The 16,355-nt window shown below is 72.2% G+C and carries 15 protein-coding genes and 1 pseudogene; 8 read left to right on the top strand and 8 right to left on the bottom strand.

The annotated features are described in order from the left end of the window. Nucleotides 1-67: 67 nt before the first annotated feature. Both ACFRAV_RS29845 and ACFRAV_RS29840 read left to right on the top strand, forming a co-directional pair. Entirely contained in the window at nucleotides 68-760 is a 693-nt protein-coding gene (locus ACFRAV_RS29845; protein ID WP_382560263.1) for a M23 family metallopeptidase, read from the top strand. 466 nt (nucleotides 761-1,226) lie between these two features. After that, nucleotides 1,227-1,649, top strand: a complete 423-nt coding sequence (locus ACFRAV_RS29840) for a hypothetical protein (RefSeq protein ID WP_382560260.1) — start codon at nucleotides 1,227-1,229, stop codon at nucleotides 1,647-1,649. Nucleotides 1,650-1,693: 44 nt separating this feature from the next. Here the strand turns inward: ACFRAV_RS29840 and ACFRAV_RS29835 are convergent, their stop codons facing one another. The 4 genes from ACFRAV_RS29835 to ACFRAV_RS29820 all read right to left on the bottom strand — a co-directional run bounded on the left by ACFRAV_RS29835 (nucleotide 1,694) and on the right by ACFRAV_RS29820 (nucleotide 5,894). Continuing rightward, nucleotides 1,694-2,158: a MaoC family dehydratase gene (locus ACFRAV_RS29835; RefSeq protein WP_382560257.1), complete on the bottom strand. Its 465-nt coding sequence runs from the start codon at nucleotides 2,156-2,158 to the stop codon at nucleotides 1,694-1,696. A 114-nt stretch (nucleotides 2,159-2,272) separates the two neighbouring features. Next, complete coding sequence (locus ACFRAV_RS29830; protein WP_382560254.1) at nucleotides 2,273-3,613, bottom strand: MFS transporter; 1,341 nt, start codon at nucleotides 3,611-3,613, stop codon at nucleotides 2,273-2,275. A gap of 45 nt (nucleotides 3,614-3,658) precedes the next feature. Then, nucleotides 3,659-4,885 carry an acetyl-CoA C-acetyltransferase gene (locus ACFRAV_RS29825; protein ID WP_382560251.1) on the bottom strand — a complete coding sequence of 409 codons (1,227 nt, stop codon included), beginning with the start codon at nucleotides 4,883-4,885 and terminating at the stop codon, nucleotides 3,659-3,661. A 100-nt stretch (nucleotides 4,886-4,985) separates the two neighbouring features. Further along, complete coding sequence (locus ACFRAV_RS29820; protein WP_382560248.1) at nucleotides 4,986-5,894, bottom strand: LysR family transcriptional regulator; 909 nt, start codon at nucleotides 5,892-5,894, stop codon at nucleotides 4,986-4,988. 230 nt (nucleotides 5,895-6,124) lie between these two features. Between ACFRAV_RS29820 and ACFRAV_RS29815 the strand changes: the two genes are divergently transcribed. From ACFRAV_RS29815 to ACFRAV_RS29800, 4 genes are all read left to right on the top strand, one after another. Beyond that, nucleotides 6,125-7,042: a CoA transferase subunit A gene (locus ACFRAV_RS29815; RefSeq protein WP_382560268.1), complete on the top strand. Its 918-nt coding sequence runs from the start codon at nucleotides 6,125-6,127 to the stop codon at nucleotides 7,040-7,042. A 146-nt stretch (nucleotides 7,043-7,188) separates the two neighbouring features. Further along, on the top strand, nucleotides 7,189-7,944 hold the full coding sequence (locus ACFRAV_RS29810; protein ID WP_382560266.1) for a CoA-transferase subunit beta: 756 nt from the start codon (nucleotides 7,189-7,191) through the stop codon (nucleotides 7,942-7,944). 69 nt (nucleotides 7,945-8,013) lie between these two features. Then, entirely contained in the window at nucleotides 8,014-9,573 is a 1,560-nt protein-coding gene (locus ACFRAV_RS29805; protein WP_382560245.1) for a 3-hydroxyacyl-CoA dehydrogenase, read from the top strand. A 55-nt stretch (nucleotides 9,574-9,628) separates the two neighbouring features. Beyond that, nucleotides 9,629-10,789 (top strand): acyl-CoA dehydrogenase family protein, encoded by a 1,161-nt coding sequence (locus tag ACFRAV_RS29800; protein ID WP_382560242.1) that lies wholly within the window; start codon nucleotides 9,629-9,631, stop codon nucleotides 10,787-10,789. A 31-nt stretch (nucleotides 10,790-10,820) separates the two neighbouring features. Here ACFRAV_RS29800 and ACFRAV_RS29795 read toward each other — a convergent pair whose 3' ends face one another. After that, on the bottom strand, nucleotides 10,821-11,198 hold the full coding sequence (locus ACFRAV_RS29795) for a hypothetical protein (protein WP_382560240.1): 378 nt from the start codon (nucleotides 11,196-11,198) through the stop codon (nucleotides 10,821-10,823). A 427-nt stretch (nucleotides 11,199-11,625) separates the two neighbouring features. Between ACFRAV_RS29795 and ACFRAV_RS29790 the strand changes: the two genes are divergently transcribed. Continuing rightward, nucleotides 11,626-12,900 (top strand): acyl-CoA dehydrogenase family protein, encoded by a 1,275-nt coding sequence (locus tag ACFRAV_RS29790; protein ID WP_382560236.1) that lies wholly within the window; start codon nucleotides 11,626-11,628, stop codon nucleotides 12,898-12,900. Nucleotides 12,901-12,914: 14 nt separating this feature from the next. Here the strand turns inward: ACFRAV_RS29790 and ACFRAV_RS29785 are convergent. Both ACFRAV_RS29785 and ACFRAV_RS29780 read right to left on the bottom strand, forming a co-directional pair. After that, nucleotides 12,915-13,402 (bottom strand): annotated as a pseudogene (locus ACFRAV_RS29785) (hypothetical protein); the annotation flags it as partial. Between the two features lie 46 nt (nucleotides 13,403-13,448). Beyond that, nucleotides 13,449-13,817 carry a VOC family protein gene (locus ACFRAV_RS29780; RefSeq protein WP_382560233.1) on the bottom strand — a complete coding sequence of 123 codons (369 nt, stop codon included), beginning with the start codon at nucleotides 13,815-13,817 and terminating at the stop codon, nucleotides 13,449-13,451. A gap of 144 nt (nucleotides 13,818-13,961) precedes the next feature. Between ACFRAV_RS29780 and ACFRAV_RS29775 the strand changes: the two genes are divergently transcribed. Then, nucleotides 13,962-14,753 (top strand): hypothetical protein, encoded by a 792-nt coding sequence (locus ACFRAV_RS29775; RefSeq protein ID WP_382560230.1) that lies wholly within the window; start codon nucleotides 13,962-13,964, stop codon nucleotides 14,751-14,753. A 128-nt stretch (nucleotides 14,754-14,881) separates the two neighbouring features. On the opposite strand, the gene ACFRAV_RS29770 is transcribed toward ACFRAV_RS29775, so the two are convergent. Continuing rightward, on the bottom strand, nucleotides 14,882-16,216 hold the full coding sequence (locus ACFRAV_RS29770; RefSeq protein WP_382560227.1) for a cytochrome P450: 1,335 nt from the start codon (nucleotides 16,214-16,216) through the stop codon (nucleotides 14,882-14,884). Between the last annotated feature and the right edge of the window lie 139 nt (nucleotides 16,217-16,355).

Raw genomic sequence — 16,355 nt, 5'->3', positions numbered from 1 at the left:
AATAGATGAAGACGTGAAGACGTCGCGGTACGGCGCCCGAGCAATTGCGGGCCCCTACATTGAGCCCATGCCCATGCCCATGCCCCTGGCGCCGGTCGCTCTGTCATTACCATTCACCGGCCTGTGGCGGGTCGAGAACAGTCCGGCCCGCCGTGTCCCCAGCCACGGCACCGACCTGTTCGGAAGCCGGTACGCGATCGACTTCACCGGCGTGGACGACCGGCACCGGACCGCGCACCACCTTGGCTGGCGGGCGTTGCTCGCCACCGAGCGGCCGGAGTCGTTCCACTCCTTCGGTCGCCCGATTCTGGCTCCGGCTGCCAGCACCGTCGTCATGACGCATGACGGGGAGCCGGACCACGAGGCCCGGCGCTCCCAGCCCGCCCTGATCGCCTACGCCGTGAGGCAGGCCGGACGGGTCCGGCAGGGCATCCCCGCCGTGGCGGGCAACCACGTGGTGATCGCCCTCCCCGAACGGGGTCTGTTCGTCGCGCTGGTGCACTTCCGCAGAGGAACGCTGCGGGTGACGCCCGGGCAGGAGATCGCAGAGGGCCAGCAGCTGGCCGAGTGCGGAAACTCCGGCAATTCCACCCAGCCTCACGTGCACGTCCACGTCATGGACGCCACGGACCTGAGCATCGCCCGCGGAGTCCCCTTCGTGTTCCGGCGGTTCAGCGAGTGGACCGCAGGCCCGCACCGGCCCGCCCAGGTGCGGGAGCGAGCGGTTCCAGGTGAGCGCAGCGTCGTGGGACCAGGCTGAAGCGGCATCAACCCCCGCGAGACGATGGCGGGTCATCGCTACCCGCTGCGCAACGGTGATCATCGCAGACCCGCAGGACGGGCTCCACGTAACCGGTGTGAGGAACGCCGGCCAATTCCGCCTTCGGCACCAGGTGTGATCACCAGGACGGCGGAGCACTCTCCGGAGAAGTCCTTGGTTCGGGCCGGCACTACGCACCCCGGCGCTCTCCGACTCCTGGGGCAGCTGGGAATCCCCTGGGACGAGTTCGACGGCTGAGCCGCCAATGAGCCGACCGGCGCGCCCGGAACCAACGGCACGTCCCTCATTGGCTCCGTCGACTGCGTCCGCATCGGTCTTGCACTGCCACGTGCCCATGGAACGCTGGGCACGACGGGAAACGGCAGCCACGTCTGGGGCACGAGCAGCGGAACGCCCCCCTGACAAGCGCATCGAACTGAACACACAGCCGCAGCGTCGAAGGTACATGAACACATCACGCCAAGCCGCGGTCCTGCTCCTGAGCGCCGGACTGTTGCTCTCCGGCTGCTCGTCCTCGTCCGGCGATCCGGGCGACGAGGGGTACGCCGGCCCCACCCTGCCCGCCCGCACCGCGACGACGGACAAGTGGCAGAAAGGACCGCAGAAGCCCGAGCAGCACAGACCGTATCCGTACGACATCGATACGCACTGTGGAATCAAATGGGTGGAGTTCGGCGGCCGTTGGTGGGTCCTGGATTCCGTGTTCCCAGGTGTCGAGCAGGTCAAGGGTGAGCCGCCCTCACCACAGGGCCGGATGCTCGCCGGCTACATGACCCTGATCGGCCCGGACACCGCCGACTTCGACGCCGTCGGAATGCCCACGATGCAATTCGTGCCGGCCGACGACCGACCGCCGGGCTGCGCGTAGAAGGCGTCCGCCCGCCGGGCGTCCCGTCCCGTCCCGTCGGGAGGTCACCCGGCCGGGTAGAAGTGGGTGAGTGACTCCGCGACGCAGGCCGGCTTCGCCGAACCGTCGAGTTCGAAGGTGAAGGCGCGCGTCATCTGGACGCCGCCCCGCTTCACCGGCTGCACGTCCGTCACCGCGGCGTGCAGCCGGACGCGGCTGCCGACGGGCACGGGGGCGGGGAAGCGGACCTTGTTGACGCCGTAGTTGAGGGCCATGCCGACACCGGAGACCTGGAGCAGTTCGGCGAAGAGCGGAATGCCCCAGCTCAGCACCATGTAGCCGTGCGCGATCGTCCTGCCGTACGGGCCACTCGCCGCGCGCTCGGCGTCCGTGTGGATCCACTGGTGGTCGCCGGAGACGTCCGCGAAGCCGGAGATCAGCTCCTGGGTCACCTCCTTCCAGGCGGAGTGCCCGAGGTCCCTGCCCGACAGCCGGATGATCTCGGGGATGCCGTGGACGGTCAGTGCCATGGTGTGCGTACCTCCTGGTGCGGGCCCGCCCCCTCCCGGGCGGAAGGGGGCGGGGCGGAACATGGTCGGCGCGGTGGGCGGACGGCTCGCGGCCGGCGGCGGGCGCCTGCGCCGTCAGGCCGGGACGGCGGCCGGGGCAGAGGCCTCGACGGGACAGTCCTCGGCGCGCTCGTCGTAGTTCGGGCGCTTGAGCAGAAGGAGCATGCAGCCGAGGGTCAGGGCCACCTGGAAGACGGCGTAGGCGATGACCGCGACGATCGACTGGGTCTGGTTCAGCAGGAACTGGCCGATGATCGGAGTGGTGCCGCCGAGGATCGTGCCGCAGAGCTGGTAGCAGAGCGAGATGCCGGTGTAGCGCACGCTCGCCGGGAAGCGGCTGGCGAGCATGCCGGCCAGCGCGGCGTAGTAGAGGCAGTGCGGGATGGTGGCGACGGCCATGCCCAGCATCGCCAGTCCGTAGTTCTCGGTGCCGATCAGCAGGAACATCAGCGGCATCAGGACGAACTCGGGCAGCAGCATGAACGTCACCGCGCGGGACCAGCTCCGCATCCTGGTCGCGATGACGGCGCCGAACGGCTGGACGAAGATCTGGACGATGTTGGCGACCAGGATGATCGTCAGGAAGGAACTGCGGTCGAAGTCCAGGCTGGAGGTCGCCCAGGACAGGGCGAAGGTGGACTTGAAGTACGTCGCCGACAGACCGATCGTGCAGGCGCCGATGCCGAGCACGATCAGCATCGGCTGGGTGCGGATCACCTCGGCCACCGGAAGCTTGGCGACCTTGCTCTTCTCGATCAGGTTCGCCATCGCCGGCGACTCCTCGACCTTCAGCCGCACGAACAGGCCGACCACCACGAGCAGCGCCGAGGCGAGGAACGGCACCCGCCAGCCCCAGGAGACGAACGCGTCGTCCGGCAGCTGGCTGATCGCCAGGAAGGCGAGCGTGCTGAGCGTGTTGCCGACCGGCGAGCCCTGCTGGGCGAACGCGCCGTACAGCACCGACTTGCCCTTGGGCGCGTGCTCCGAGGCGATCAGGACCGAGCCGCCCCACTCGCCGCCGAGGCCGATGCCCTGCACCATCCGGATGCAGACCAGCAGGATCGGCGCGGCGATGCCGATCGAGGCGTAGCCGGGCAGCAGGCCGATCAGGGTGGTGGAGACGCCCATCATCAGCAGCGTGATGACCAGGGTCTTCTTCCGGCCGAGCCGGTCGCCGATGTGGCCGAAGATGACGCCGCCGAGCGGGCGGGCGAGGAAGCCGACCCAGAACGTGGCGAAGGCCACCAGGGTGCCCAGCGGCCCGTCCAGCTCCGGGAAGAACACCTTGTCGAAGACGAGGGCGGAGGCCGTGCCGTAGATGTAGAAGTCGAACCACTCGATGGTGGAGCCGATGAAGGCCCCTATGCCGGCGCGCTGGGCGGTCTTGTTCCGCCCCGTCGTGGCAGCCGCGCTCATTGTTGCTCCCAGAGGTGTCGGTGAGTCGAAGTGCAGGGGACGGGCTCAGGCGGCGACGCGCTCGAAGACGGCGGCGAGGCCCTGGCCGCCGCCGATGCACATGGTCTCCAGCCCGAACCGGGCCTGACGCCGGTGCATCTCGTGCGCGAGGGTCGCCAGGATCCGCGCCCCGGTGGCGCCCACCGGGTGGCCCAGCGAGATCCCGGAGCCGTTGACGTTGATCCGCTCGTGGTCGGCGTCGGTGAGGTCCAGCGCCCGGGTGCAGGCCAGCACCTGCGCCGCGAACGCCTCGTTGAGCTCGATCAGGTCCATGTCGGACAGGGTGAGACCGGCCCGGTCCAGGGCCGCACGGGTCGCCGGCACCGGACCGATGCCCATGGTCCGGGCCGGCACGCCGGCGCGGGCGAAGGACACCAGCCGCAGCAGGGGGGTGAGGCCCAGACGCTCCGCCGTGGCCCGGGTGGTCACCAGGCAGGCGGCGGCCGCGTCGTTCTGGCCGCTGGCGTTGCCCGCGGTGACCGTCGCCCCCGCGTCCTGCCGCGCCATCACCGGCCGCAGGGCGGCCAGTTGGTCCGCCGAGGTGTCGGGACGCGGATGCTCGTCCGCGTCGACGACACTCTCACCTTTGCGGGTGCGCACGGTCACCGGGACGATCTCGTCACGGAACCTGCCCTCGGCCACGGCCCGGCCGGCGCGCTGCTGCGACCGCAGCGCCAGGGCGTCCTGGTCCTCGCGGCTGATGCCGAACTCGCGGCGCAGGTTCTCCGCGGTCTCGATCATCCCGCCCGGCACCGGGTGGTGGACGCCGCCCGCGGTGGCCCTGCCGCGGGCGAGGGAGTCGTGGAGCTCCAGACTCGGCGTCCGGATGCCCCAGCGGCCCTCGTGCGTGTAGAACGGCGCGGCGCTCATCACCTCCACGCCGCCGGCCACCACCACGTCGCTGAATCCGCAGCTGATCTGCATCGCGGCGTCGAGGACGGCCTGCAGACCGGAGCCGCAGCGCCGGTCGACCTGCGTGCCGGTGACGGTGTCCGGCAGGCCGGCGTCCAGGGCGGCGACCCTCCCGATCGCGGGCGCCTCGGAGGTCGGGTAGGCGTGACCCAGGATCACCTCGTCGATCCGCTCCGGGTCCACGCCGCTGCGGGCGACGACCTCGGAGACGACGAGCGCGGCCAGGGCCGCCGGCCGCTGGGACGCGAGCGCGCCGCCGAAACGGCCGATCGGCGTGCGCAGCGGTTCGCAGACGACCACGTCTGCGGAGTGATCGGACATCGTCGTCCCTTCACGGGTGGAAAGCGGTCCCGCCGACCTTGGCATCCCCCACCATGAAGGTCCAATATCTAATTCATCCTCCATTGAGACGTCATCGCTCTCAGTGGGGCGAGGGGCGGATCGGCGTCGGCAGCGCCTTCTCGGCCGCCGCCAGCACCGTGCGCAGGGCCGCGGACGGGTTGTCGGTGCGCCAGGCGAGCGCCGCCTCCAGGCGGACGGGCGGTCCGGCGAGCGGGCGGTAGACCAGGCCGGTCTGCTGGATGTGCTGGCAGGAGGTGAGGGTGAGCGTCACACCCACGCCGGCCGCGACCAGCGCCAGGATGGTGTGCGAGTCGGGGGCCTCCTGCACCACGCGCGGGTGGAAGTCCGCCGTCTCGCAGGACGCCACCATGGCGTCCCGCAGTGAGGAGCCGGCGTTGGCGGGGAAGCTGACGAAGGGGTCCTCGGCCAGCGCGGCGAGCGGAATCTCCTCGCGCTGCGCCAGCCGGTGGTCGGAGGGCAGCGCGCAGACCAGGGTCTCCTCCGCGATCACCCGGGTCGACACGCCGGGCAGGTTCACCGGCAGACGCACGAAGCCCAGGTCGAGCGAGCCCTCGGCGACCCGGGCGAGCGCCACGTTGGCGTAGGTCTGGCCCGCCATGACCAGTTCGATGCCCGGATGCGCCGCCCGCACCGCGCGCGTCAGCAGCGGCAGCGTCTCGTGACTCGAAGCGCCCGCGAAGCCCACCGTCACCCGTCCGAACTCGCCCCGGCCGGCCGCCTTGGCCGCCAGCACGGCGCTGTCCAGATCGTCGAGGACCGTGCGGGCCGGGTCCAGGAAGCACTGGCCCGCACTGGTCAGCCGCACCGAACGGGTGTTGCGCTCGAAGAGCTGGACGCCCAGCTCCTTCTCCAGTTGCCGGATCTGTTGGCTCAGCGGCGGCTGGGCCATCTGCAGCCGCTTGGCGGCGCGGCCGAAGTGGAGCTCCTCGGCCACGGCGAGGAAGGCGGTCAGGTGGCGCAGTTCCATGGGCGGCTTCCCGGTGCTGGTCGGGCAGCCCGGCCGGCGAACCCGCGATTGATACACCTGAGGTATCGGTGCGACCTTAATTCGGTATTGGACACTAATCAATGGCTGCTGGCACGGTGTGGGGACCTTGATCTCCATGACGCCGAGGGAGCACCACCATGGGACCGGACGACCCGGCAGTCCCCGTCACGGCACCCGCGCCGGCCGCACGACCGGTCGTGGACAAGACGATGACGATGCGGGACGCGATCGCCGCTTTCGTCCACGACGGCGACACCGTCGCGATCGAGGGCTTCACGCACCTCATCCCGACCGCCGCCGGGCACGAGATCATCCGGCAGGGCCGCAGGAACCTCACCGTCGTCCGCATGACCGCCGACATCGTGGTGGACCAGATGCTGGCGGGCGGCTGCGTCGCGAAGCTGGTGTCCTCGTTCGTGGGCAACTCCTCGGCCGGTTCGCTGGGCGAGCTGCGGCGCCGCATCGAGCACGCGCTGCCCGAACCGCTGGAGTTCGAGGAGTACAGCCACTACGGCATGGTCTGCCGCTACCTGGCGGGCGCCCAGCGGCTGCCCTTCTATCCGTTGCGGTCCTACGCCGGAAGCGACCTGGTGTCCGTCAACGACGGTATTCGCACCGTCACTTCGCCCTACCCCGGTCCCGACGGGAGCGAGGAGCGCATCCACGTGGTGCCGCCCGTCAACCCCGACGTCACGATCGTGCACGCGCAGCGCGCCGACCGGGCCGGCAACACCCAGATCTGGGGACTGACGGGCGTCCAGGCGGAGGCGGTCTTCGCGGCCCGCAAGGCCGTGGTGGTCGTGGAGGAGGTCGTCGACGACGACGTCGTCCGCTCCGACCCCAACCGGACCATCATCCCGGCGCACGCTGTGGACGCCGTCGTCGCCTGTCCGCGAGGCGCCCACCCCTCCTTCGCCCAGGGCTACTACGACCGGGACAACGCCTTCTACCGGGCCTGGTCGCACATCAGCAAGGACCCCGAACGCCTCCGGGAATGGATGGCTCGGTGGGTCCGCGGCACGCGGGACCACACGGAGTACTTCGCCATGCTCGGTGAGGAGCACTGGGCCGGCCTGGCCGTCGGCGAGGCGCTCAGCCTGCCCGTCGACTACGGGCGGCGTCTGTGACACGCAACGAACGAGAAGAGGAGAGGGACGTGAACGCCGCCTCCGCGACCGCACCGCATACCTCCGTGACCCCACCGCTTGCCCGCGAGGGCGCGGGCACCGCCTCGGCCGACGGCGGCAACACCGGCTCCGCGACCCGTGAGGAGGTGACCTCCTCCGAGTTGCTGTCGGTGGTCGCCTCGCGCGAACTGGCAGGCCGGCGCACCGTCTTCGCCGGCATCGGCCTGCCGACGCTCGCCACCGCGCTCGCCCAGCTCACCGTCGCCCCCGAGGTCGAGATCGTCTACGAGTCCGGGGTGTGCGGCGCCCATCCGTCGCACCTGCCCGAGACCATCGCCGACGCCGTGCTCATCACCGGCGCGGAGGCCGTGCTGTCGATGCCCGCGCTGTTCGGCTACGTCCTCCAGGGCGGTCACATCGACGTCGGGTTCCTCGGCGCCGCGCAGATCGACCAGTGGGGCAACCTCAACTCGTCGGTCATCGGCGAGCGCTGGGACCGGCCGTCGGTCCGGCTGCCCGGACCGGGCGGGGCCATGGAGGTCATGGCCAACTCCCGCGAGGTCTTCGTGGTGATGCGCCGCCACACCCCGCGCTCCTTCACCGCCGAACTCGACTTCTGCACCTCACCGGGCCCCGACCGCGCCCTGGCCGAGGGCATCCGCCCGCTCGGCGCGGGCGTGACCCGGGTCATCACCGACCTCGGCATCCTGGCCCGCTCCGGCGTCGGCGAGGAACTGCGGCTGGTGGCGACCCACCCGGGCGTCACCGCCGAGCAGGTCAGGGCCGCCACCGGCTGGGACCTCCAGGTCGCCGAGACCCTCGCGACCATCGAGCCGCCGACCGCCTCCGAACTGCGCCTGCTGCGCGAGGACGTCGACCCGGGCCGCGTCTACCTGCGCTGAACCCGCAACGGGATCAGCACCCACCGACGGCATCGCCGAGAAGAAGAACGCGTGAGAAGGAGGAAGCGGGTGCGTATCAGGATCGCCGGCGCCGGCGTCATGGGACGGGGCATCGCCCAGTGGGCGGTGGCCGCGGGTCACACCGTCGAGTTGTGCGACGCCCGCCCGGAAGCCGTGCCCGAGGCCGTCGGCTTCGTCCGGGCCATGCTCGAACGGGCCGCGGCGAAGGGCAGGACCACCCCCGCGGAGGCGGCGGCCGCCGTCGCGCGGCTGGTCCCGCTCGACGACCCGGCCGCTCCGGGCGAGGAGGTCGACCTGGTCGTCGAGGCGGTGCGCGAGGACCTGGCCACCAAGACCGGCCTCTTCCGGGCCCTGGAGCAGGTCCTGCCCGCGCATACCGTCTTCGCGACCAACACCTCCTCCCTTCCGGTCACCCGGATCGCCGCCGGCCTCGCCGACCCCACGCGTCTGGCCGGGCTGCACTTCTTCAACCCCGTGCCGCTAATGAAGATCGTCGAGGTGGTCCCGGGCGCGCTGACCCGGCCGGAGATCCCGCCGGCGCTGGTGAAGCTGGTGCAGGACACCGGACACGCGGCGGTGGTCGTGGCCGACACCCCGGGGTTCCTCGTCAACCACGCGGGCCGCGGGCTCGTCACCGAGGCGCTGGCCCTGCTGGAGGAGTCGGTCGCCGACATCGTCGGAATCGACCGCGTCGCGCGCGACGTACTGGGCCTGCGCATGGGCCCGTTCGAGCTGATGGACCTCACCGGCCTGGACGTCACCGCGGCCGTGATCGACTCCATCTGGCACGGCTTCCGGCACTCCGACCGGCTCCGCCCCTCCTTCCTCACGCCCGGCCGGGTGGCCGCGGGACTGCACGGCCGCAAGACCGGCCGCGGCTTCTACCCGTACGGAGACACGGACCCCGCGCCCGCCGCCGTGCCGGAGGAGCCGGTCACCGGAGACGCGGCGCGCCCCGTCCTGGTGCACGGCGAGGGCCCGGACGCCGACGCGCTGCGCCAGGCGCTGACCCGCGCCGGAGCGGTCCTGGAGACCACGCCGGAACCCTCGGCACGGGCCCTGGTCCTGGTCCCCACCTGGGGCACGACGGTGTCCTCGGCCGTCGCCGGCGGCTCGCTGCCGCCGGACCGGACCCTGGGCGTCGACCCGCTCTCCGTCCCCACCGGCCGCCGCGTCCTCGCCCTCACCCCGGCGTCGGCGCCGGACGCCGTACGGGACGCGCGGGCCGTGCTCGCGCTGGCCGAGGGCGCGGAGGGTAAGGGCGGCGCCGCGGAACCCCGCCGGGTGACCGTGGTCCGTGACACGCCGGGCTCGGTGGCGCAGCGGCTGCTCGCCTCCGTCGTCGCGGTGGCGGCGTCCATCGCCGAGCGGTCGATCGCCTCCCCCGAGGCCGTCGACGCGGCGGTCACGGCCGGTCTGGGCTACCCGCGAGGGCCGCTGGCCTGGGGCGACCTGATCGGCGTGCAGCGCCTCCTCGCTCTCCAGCAGCGCCTGCACGCCGCCACCGGAGACCCCCGTTACCGCCCGACCCGCTGGATCACCGAGCGGGCCCAGCTCGGCCTGCCGCTCACGGAACTGGGCGCCGTCCCGCCGCACGCCGTCCCCTGACGGCCGCGCCGTCCTCGCCTCGCCTCCCCTTTCCTCACCTACTGGAGAAGACACCGTGTTCTCAAGGGACTTCGGTCTGACCGAGACCCAGCGCGACATCCGGGCCATGGCCGCGGAGTTCGTCGACACCGAGATCGTTCCGCACGCCCGCGACTGGGACCGCGACGAGCGGGTGGACCCGCGCATCGTCCGGCGCCTGGGCGAACTCGGCTTCCTGGGCCTCGGCGTCCCCGAGGAGTACGGCGGAGTGGAGGCCGACACGCTCTCCTACGTCCTGGCCACCGAGGAACTCGGGCGGGGCGACTCCTCGGTGCGGGGCATCGTCTCGGTCTCGCTCGGTCTGGTCACCAAGACCATCGTGTCGCACGGCACCGAGGCGCAGAGGAAGGAATGGGTCCCGCGACTGGTCAGCGGCGAGGCGCTGGGCTGCTTCGCCCTCACCGAGCCCGGCACCGGCTCCGACGCCGGCTCCCTGGCCACCCGCGCCACCCGCGACGGCGACGACTGGGTGATCGACGGGACCAAGATGTTCATCACCAATGGCACCTGGGCCAAGGTCGCCCTCCTCTTCGCCCGCACCGGCGAGAGCGCCGTCACCGCCTTCCTGGTCCCGACCGACACCCCCGGCTTCACCGCCACGGAGATTCACGGCAAGCTCGGCCTGCGCGGCCAGGCGACCGCCGAACTCGTCCTCGACGGCGTCCGGGTGCCCGACTCCGCCCGCATCGGCGAGGTCGGCAAGGGGCTCGGCATCGCGCTCGGTGCGCTCTCGCGCGGGCGGATCTCGGTGGCCGCGGGAGCGGTCGGCGTCGCTCAGGCCGCGCTCGACGCCGCCGTCGCCTACTCCGTCGAGCGGGAACAGTTCGGCAAGCCGATCGCCTCCTTCCAGCTGGTGCAGGAACTGCTCGCCGACGCCGCCGTCGACGTCCACGCCTCCCGGCTGCTCACCCACCAGGTCGCCCGGATGGCCGACGCGGGAGCCGGGCCCAAGGAGTACGCGACCGACGCCTCGGCGGCCAAGTACCACGCGGCCGAGACGGCCGTGCGGGTCAGCAACAACTGCCTCCAGGTGTTCGGCGGTTACGGCTTCATCGACGAGTACCCGGTCGGCAAGTACCTCCGCGACGCACGCGTCCTCACCCTCTACGAGGGCACCAGCCAGGTGCAGAAGCTCATCATCGGGCGCGCGCTCACGGGCGTGAACGCGATGGCGTGACCGTGTACCGGGCCGCAGGAGCCCGACTCCCTCACCCCTCCGTCCGGAGCAGCGGCTCGCTCCGCAGCGGCTCGGTACCCGCTCGCAGGAGAGCCCCGCCTTCCGCCACGGCCTGCTGCAGTTGCTCGACGAGTCGGCGCAGGCTCGCGTCGAGGTCGACCTGGTCCCTCGTCTCGGCGACGATCGCTTCGCGCACGTCCTCGACGAACGGCTTCCAGGTGTCGCGGGTGCGCCGTGTGCACTCGGTGACGGCTTGTTGCCGCTTCTCGGCCGCCATCTTGTCCTGGTTGCGGCGCGAGCGGTCCGTTCCCTGCTCGTCGAGATCCCGGAGCACCTTCGCCGGACCGGCCTTCCCGTCGGAGCCCTGCCCGGGTGCGTGGTTGGCGGCCTTCAACAGTCCGATGAGCATGGTCCCGACCGTCTCGACGTGTTCCGCGGCACCGCCGGGCCCCGCCGGGGCCGTGGAGGCGTCCTCCCCGGCCCCGAGTGTCGCGACCAGCGAAGCGAATTCGGCCCAGGAAGGCCGGGCGCGCTCCGCAGTTCGGTCACGGTGCGTCCGACGACGTCGGACGCACCCACCGACCTCGGCGTGCGTCGTCGGTCTCGAAGGTTCGACGGGACCTGGGACACGACGAAGCCGGCCCGGGGTTCCGCCGACGACGCACTGCGCGGCGGCGCGGGCGCGCGGCCCCGCGGGGCACCACGCGACTCGAAGGGCGGCGCCCCACCAGGGGTGCCGCCCTTCCGCATACGGCACACCCACGCCCCGCGAAGGAAATGGCCGCTTTCTTCCGCTGTGCGGAGAGTGCGCAGCGTGTTCAATCGCTCGTGTTCGCGTGAGAGTCGACGCCTGCCCCTTGGAGGAGACCGTGATCGCCGCCCCGGAGCCCCAGCTGACCGAACGCGAGGTCGTCGAGCGGGCGGTCGCCCTGCGGCCCGCTCTTCTGGAACGCCAGGCCGAGACGGAAAGGCTGACGCACTACCCGAAGGACACCCACGACGACTTCCTGCGCGCCGGCTTCTACCGCATCCTGCAACCCCGCCGGTACGGGGGCTACGAGTTCGGGCTGCCGGCCTTCCTGCAGGTCGTCGTCGAGGTCGCGCGCGGCTGCCCCTCCACCGGCTGGGCACCGTCGCTGACCGCCGCCCATGTGCTGCAGGCCGCCGCCTTCTTCCCCCAGGAGACGCAGGACGAACTCTTCGGCGACGACGGCGACTTCCGTGCCGCCTCCACCCTGCCCCCGGTCGGCGTCGCGCAGCCGGACGGCGAGGGCTCCCTGATTCTCGACGGCACCTGGTCGTACGCGTCCGGGGCGCCGTACTCGACCCACTTCATCGGGCAGACCCTGAGCGCGCCCTCCGCTCCCGGGGGCCCGCCGGGGCCGTTGCTGCTGTTCGTCGCCCCGCGACGGGTGTGGACGGTGCTCGACGACTGGCACGGCGTCCTCGGCATGCGTGGCACCGGTTCCAACAGCGTCCACATCGACCGGGGCCGGATACCCGCCCACTTCGCCTGCGAGGCCTCCTTCCTCGACCTGCCGGTGGAGGGCGGCACGGTGGGCAGCACGCTGCACGGCAACCCCATGTACGCGGCGCGGGTGGCGAGCTTCTTCCACGCGGAGCTGGCCTCCGTCATGGTCGGTACCGCGTACGCGGCCGCCGACGAGTACGCGCGGATCATCAGCTCCCGTCCGCTGACCTTCGATCCGGGCCGCACCCGCTCCGACCTGCCCGAGTTCCAGCAGCACCTGGGCGAGGCGCTGGGCCGCATCCGAACCGCCGAGGCGGCTCTGCGGGGAGCCGCGGACGACTGGACGGAGACCTGCCGGCGCAACGTGTCCGGCGAGGCCCCGTTCACCAAGGCCGAGGACCACCGGCTCGCGCAGATCTTCCTCACCGCCGGGCGACTGGCCTGGGACGCGCTCCAGGACCCCCTCTTCCGCACGGCGGGCACCCGGCACGGGCGGGACGGAGAACGGATGCAGCGCTACTTCCGGGACGCCGCGACCTACCGCACGCACGTCGCCGTGGGCATGGCCGAACCTCTGGCCCGGCGGGTGGGCTGCGACCGCCTGGGGCTGCCGTCGGACGGGATCCCGCTGATCCCGTAGGCAGGGCGTGCCAGTCACCGCACCCGGAACACCGGCCCCCGTGCGGTGAACGGCAGCCGGGCGTGCGGCGGGACCAGGTAGGCGTGCTCCCGCCGCACCCGCAGCACGTCGCACTCGCCGTCGGTGACGACCAGCACCGGCGCGCCCGGCGGGAAGTCGCCCGCCCGGTGCAGCAGATCGATCCCCGGCTGCAGGACCGTGCCGCCGCGCCCGTGCACCCGGACCCGGCCCGCGATGTCCGCCACCGGCACGAAGCCCGCGTCGTGCGGAGCCGCGTCGCAGAACACCACCCGGGCGGCCGGCACGTCGCGCGCCTCGGCGTAGGAGGCGATGGCGCCCAGCGCCTTGCCGAGCAGCGTCCGGTCCATGGAGGCGGAGGTGTCCAGCACCACGCCGAAGGTGCAGCGGGCCACCTCCTCGGCGGCGGCGTCCGTGAACCGCCCGTCGCACGGTCCCGGCCGCGGCGGAGCGGCCTCGGGGCTGTGCTTCGACGTCGTGGAGGCGGAGTCCCCCACGCCGGAGCACCGCCGGGTGGTCGGCCACGGCGGTTACCCCTCGTTTTGCGAGGCGGACGCCCAGACTCCCAGCTCGTTGCCGCTCGGATCCACGAAGTGCAGTCGGCGGCCGCCGGGGAACGGATACGGGCCCTCGACCACCTCTCCTCCGGCCGCGGTGATCGCGTCCGCCGTGGCGTCGAGGTCCTGCGAGAACAGCAGGACCAGAGGGCCGGTCCGCCCCGGCTCACGGGCGGTGTTCAGCCCTCCCACCTCGCCCTCGCGGTCCGGGGCGACGATGCCCGCGTACCCGGGGCCGTAGTCGGTGAAGGCCCAGCCGAAGGCGGCCGTGTAGAACGCCTTCGCCGCGGCGAGGTCCGTCACGCCGAGTTCGATGTAGTCGATGCCGTGGTGGGTGGACATGCGGGGACTCCTTCGGTGTGTCGATCGCGCTCCAGCATGCCGCAACGTGCACAGCCAGGAGCTGCCCTGCGGGCGGCCGGGTGGTGACGGTGAGGGGCACCCGGGGGGGCTAGGCTCCGGTTCTTCGACGGACGGGGGAATGGCATGTGGCAGCGGGGAATGCGGGTGGTCGTGCTCGGCATGGCCTTGGTGGTCCTCGCCGGCTGCGGCTCCAGGACCGCCGAGACCGATGAGGAAGCGACGGGCACCGCCACGGCCGCCACGTGGACGCTCGCCGCTCCGATTCGCGTCAACGGCATCCGTACGACCGACGGCGGCAGGTCTTTGATGGTCGACGTCGACGTGCCCGACGGGGCACGCGACTGCGTGCGCGCCCTGCGCGGTGAATTGGACACCGTCGAGCACGGCACGGTGTACGTGAGGGTCACGTACGAGAGCCCCTCCTTGGACCGCGATTACGGCTGCACCCGCACTCGGCGGGTCACAGCGACGGTGAAGCTGGGCGAGCCCCTGGCCTCCCGCCGCGTCATGGTGAACAACATGGACGTGTACACCCCCGTCGGTGCCACGCCACCCACCCTGCGGAAGTGCGGTGAGAACGGCTGCGATCCCACGCCGCCGCGTTGCACTCCGTCCTCGTACCAGCAGGCGGTCAACGATACGGACATCCCCGAGCACACGAGCTGGGAGGAACGCGGTTGCGACGACACGTGGCTGGTTCTGGACCTGTCGACCCGGATGGGGCCGGCGTGCGGCGACACCGGTGACGGATGCTCCCCCTCCGTCGTCTCCCAGCGCTGGTTCTACCGGGCCGAGCCCCGGGGCTGGCGGCCGGTCGCCACGAACCGCGATGCGGGGTGCGCCGGGATCCGCGACATCGTGCCGGACGTGCCCGAGCGCCTCTGCGAGTCGCTGCCGCGGCTCGACCGTGACTGATCCGCCTCCACCCGCGTGTGCGCCGACGTCTCCGCTGCCCCGCCGGCGAGCGCGTGCGGGGCGGTCGTGCTGACTCGACAGCCGTGGCGAGCGGCGATGCGTACGCCTGGTGACGTACGCCAGGTGGGTCAAGGGCGTGACAGGGTCGCCGGGGCGGGACCTTCGGGGCGGACGGTGATGCCGTACTCCGTCCTCGCGGGGGTGGAGAGGAAGGCCGGGGGGCGGTGCGGCAGCAGGTGCTCGAGCAGGACGGTCGACTCGCGGAGGGCGAACTGCAGGCCGAGGCAGGCGCGCGGTCCGATCCCGAAGGGGTAGTAGGCGCCCGGCCCGGTGGGGCGCCCGTCCGGGGCGATGAAGCGCCCGGGGTCGAAGCGCTCCGGATCCGGCCAGAGTCCGGGATCGCGGTGGGTGAGGTACGGGCAGACCAGGACGTCGGTGCCCGCGTCCACCGCGTAGCCGGCGAGGATGTCGTCCTCGGCGGCGTGGCGGGGCAGGAGCCAGGCGGACGGGTAGAGCCGGAGCGTCTCGTGGATCAGGGCCTGGACGGCCCGGCGGCGCTGCTCCGAGCCCTCGGCGCCGGCGGCGAGGGCCTGCTCCCGGGCCTGTGGGTACCGGTCGAGGAGAAGATGGAGCCAGGTCAAGGTCGTGGCGGTGGTCTCGTGACCGGCGGCCAGCAACGTGACCAGCTCGTCACGGATCAGCTGGTCGGTGTAGGCGGGATGCTCGGCGGCGGCGTCGGTCAGAACGTGCACCAGCCCTGGACCGTCGGGCCCGGCCGCCCCGCCCCGGGCCGCCTCGACGGCCCGACGGGCGACCGCGTCGATCCTGGCGAGGTCGGCGGCGACGACACCGCGCGCCTCGGCGGCATCGGTGGGCAGGGTGGGAAGCCGTGCTCCCACAGCCCGTACGGCGGCCAGTTCAGCCTCGGTGCCGTCGTCGAGGGGGTGCCCGGTGAGGGAGCGCCAGATGGCGTCGAGGGCGAAGCGGTGCATCTCCTGCCCGACGTCGAAGATCTCTCCCGTGCGCGCGTAGCTCCGCCAGCGCTCGGCGGTCGTCCGGGCCGCCGCGGTGATCCGCTGCTCGTAGCGGCGCATTCCGGCACCGGTGAACTGCGCCTGCAGCAGACGACGTTGTCGCTTCCAGGCCGCGCCGGTGGCGGCCATGACGCCGTCCCCGATCAGCAGGCGGGCGCGATGGGACCGCTTGACGTACCGGTCCGGGCGCCTGGCGAGCACGTGCTGAACCGCAGCCGGGTCGGTGACGAGGACGGTGGGGGTGCGGGACGGATCCAGGCGGAACGCGGCGACACCGCCGACCCGTTCGCGCACCCGGGACAGCAACTCGACGAGCTCGCCTCCCCCTTCACGCCACTCCCCCACCAGTTCGGGGGTCGCCTCGGGCACCGGCCGCCGCATGCCGTGCCCGGATGAAGGGGAGCCTGGACCGGTTACGAGTTCCACCATGCACTCCTGGTCGTCCGGCGCGCCGGGTCCGTGACGGAGGGGGGAAGCACGGGGCGCCGGGGTCGGGGCCGACATCGTCGTCACGAACTGTACGGGAGGAGGTACAGCAGGTGGCGGCGCGTCTCCGCACGGAGTTGCC

This window comes from Streptomyces sp. NPDC056600 (assembly GCF_042792855.1).
Classification (GTDB): Bacteria; Actinomycetota; Actinomycetes; order Streptomycetales; family Streptomycetaceae; genus Streptomyces.
The sequence above is the reverse complement of the archived record's forward strand: the minus strand, read 5'-3'. Positions and strand labels throughout refer to the sequence as shown.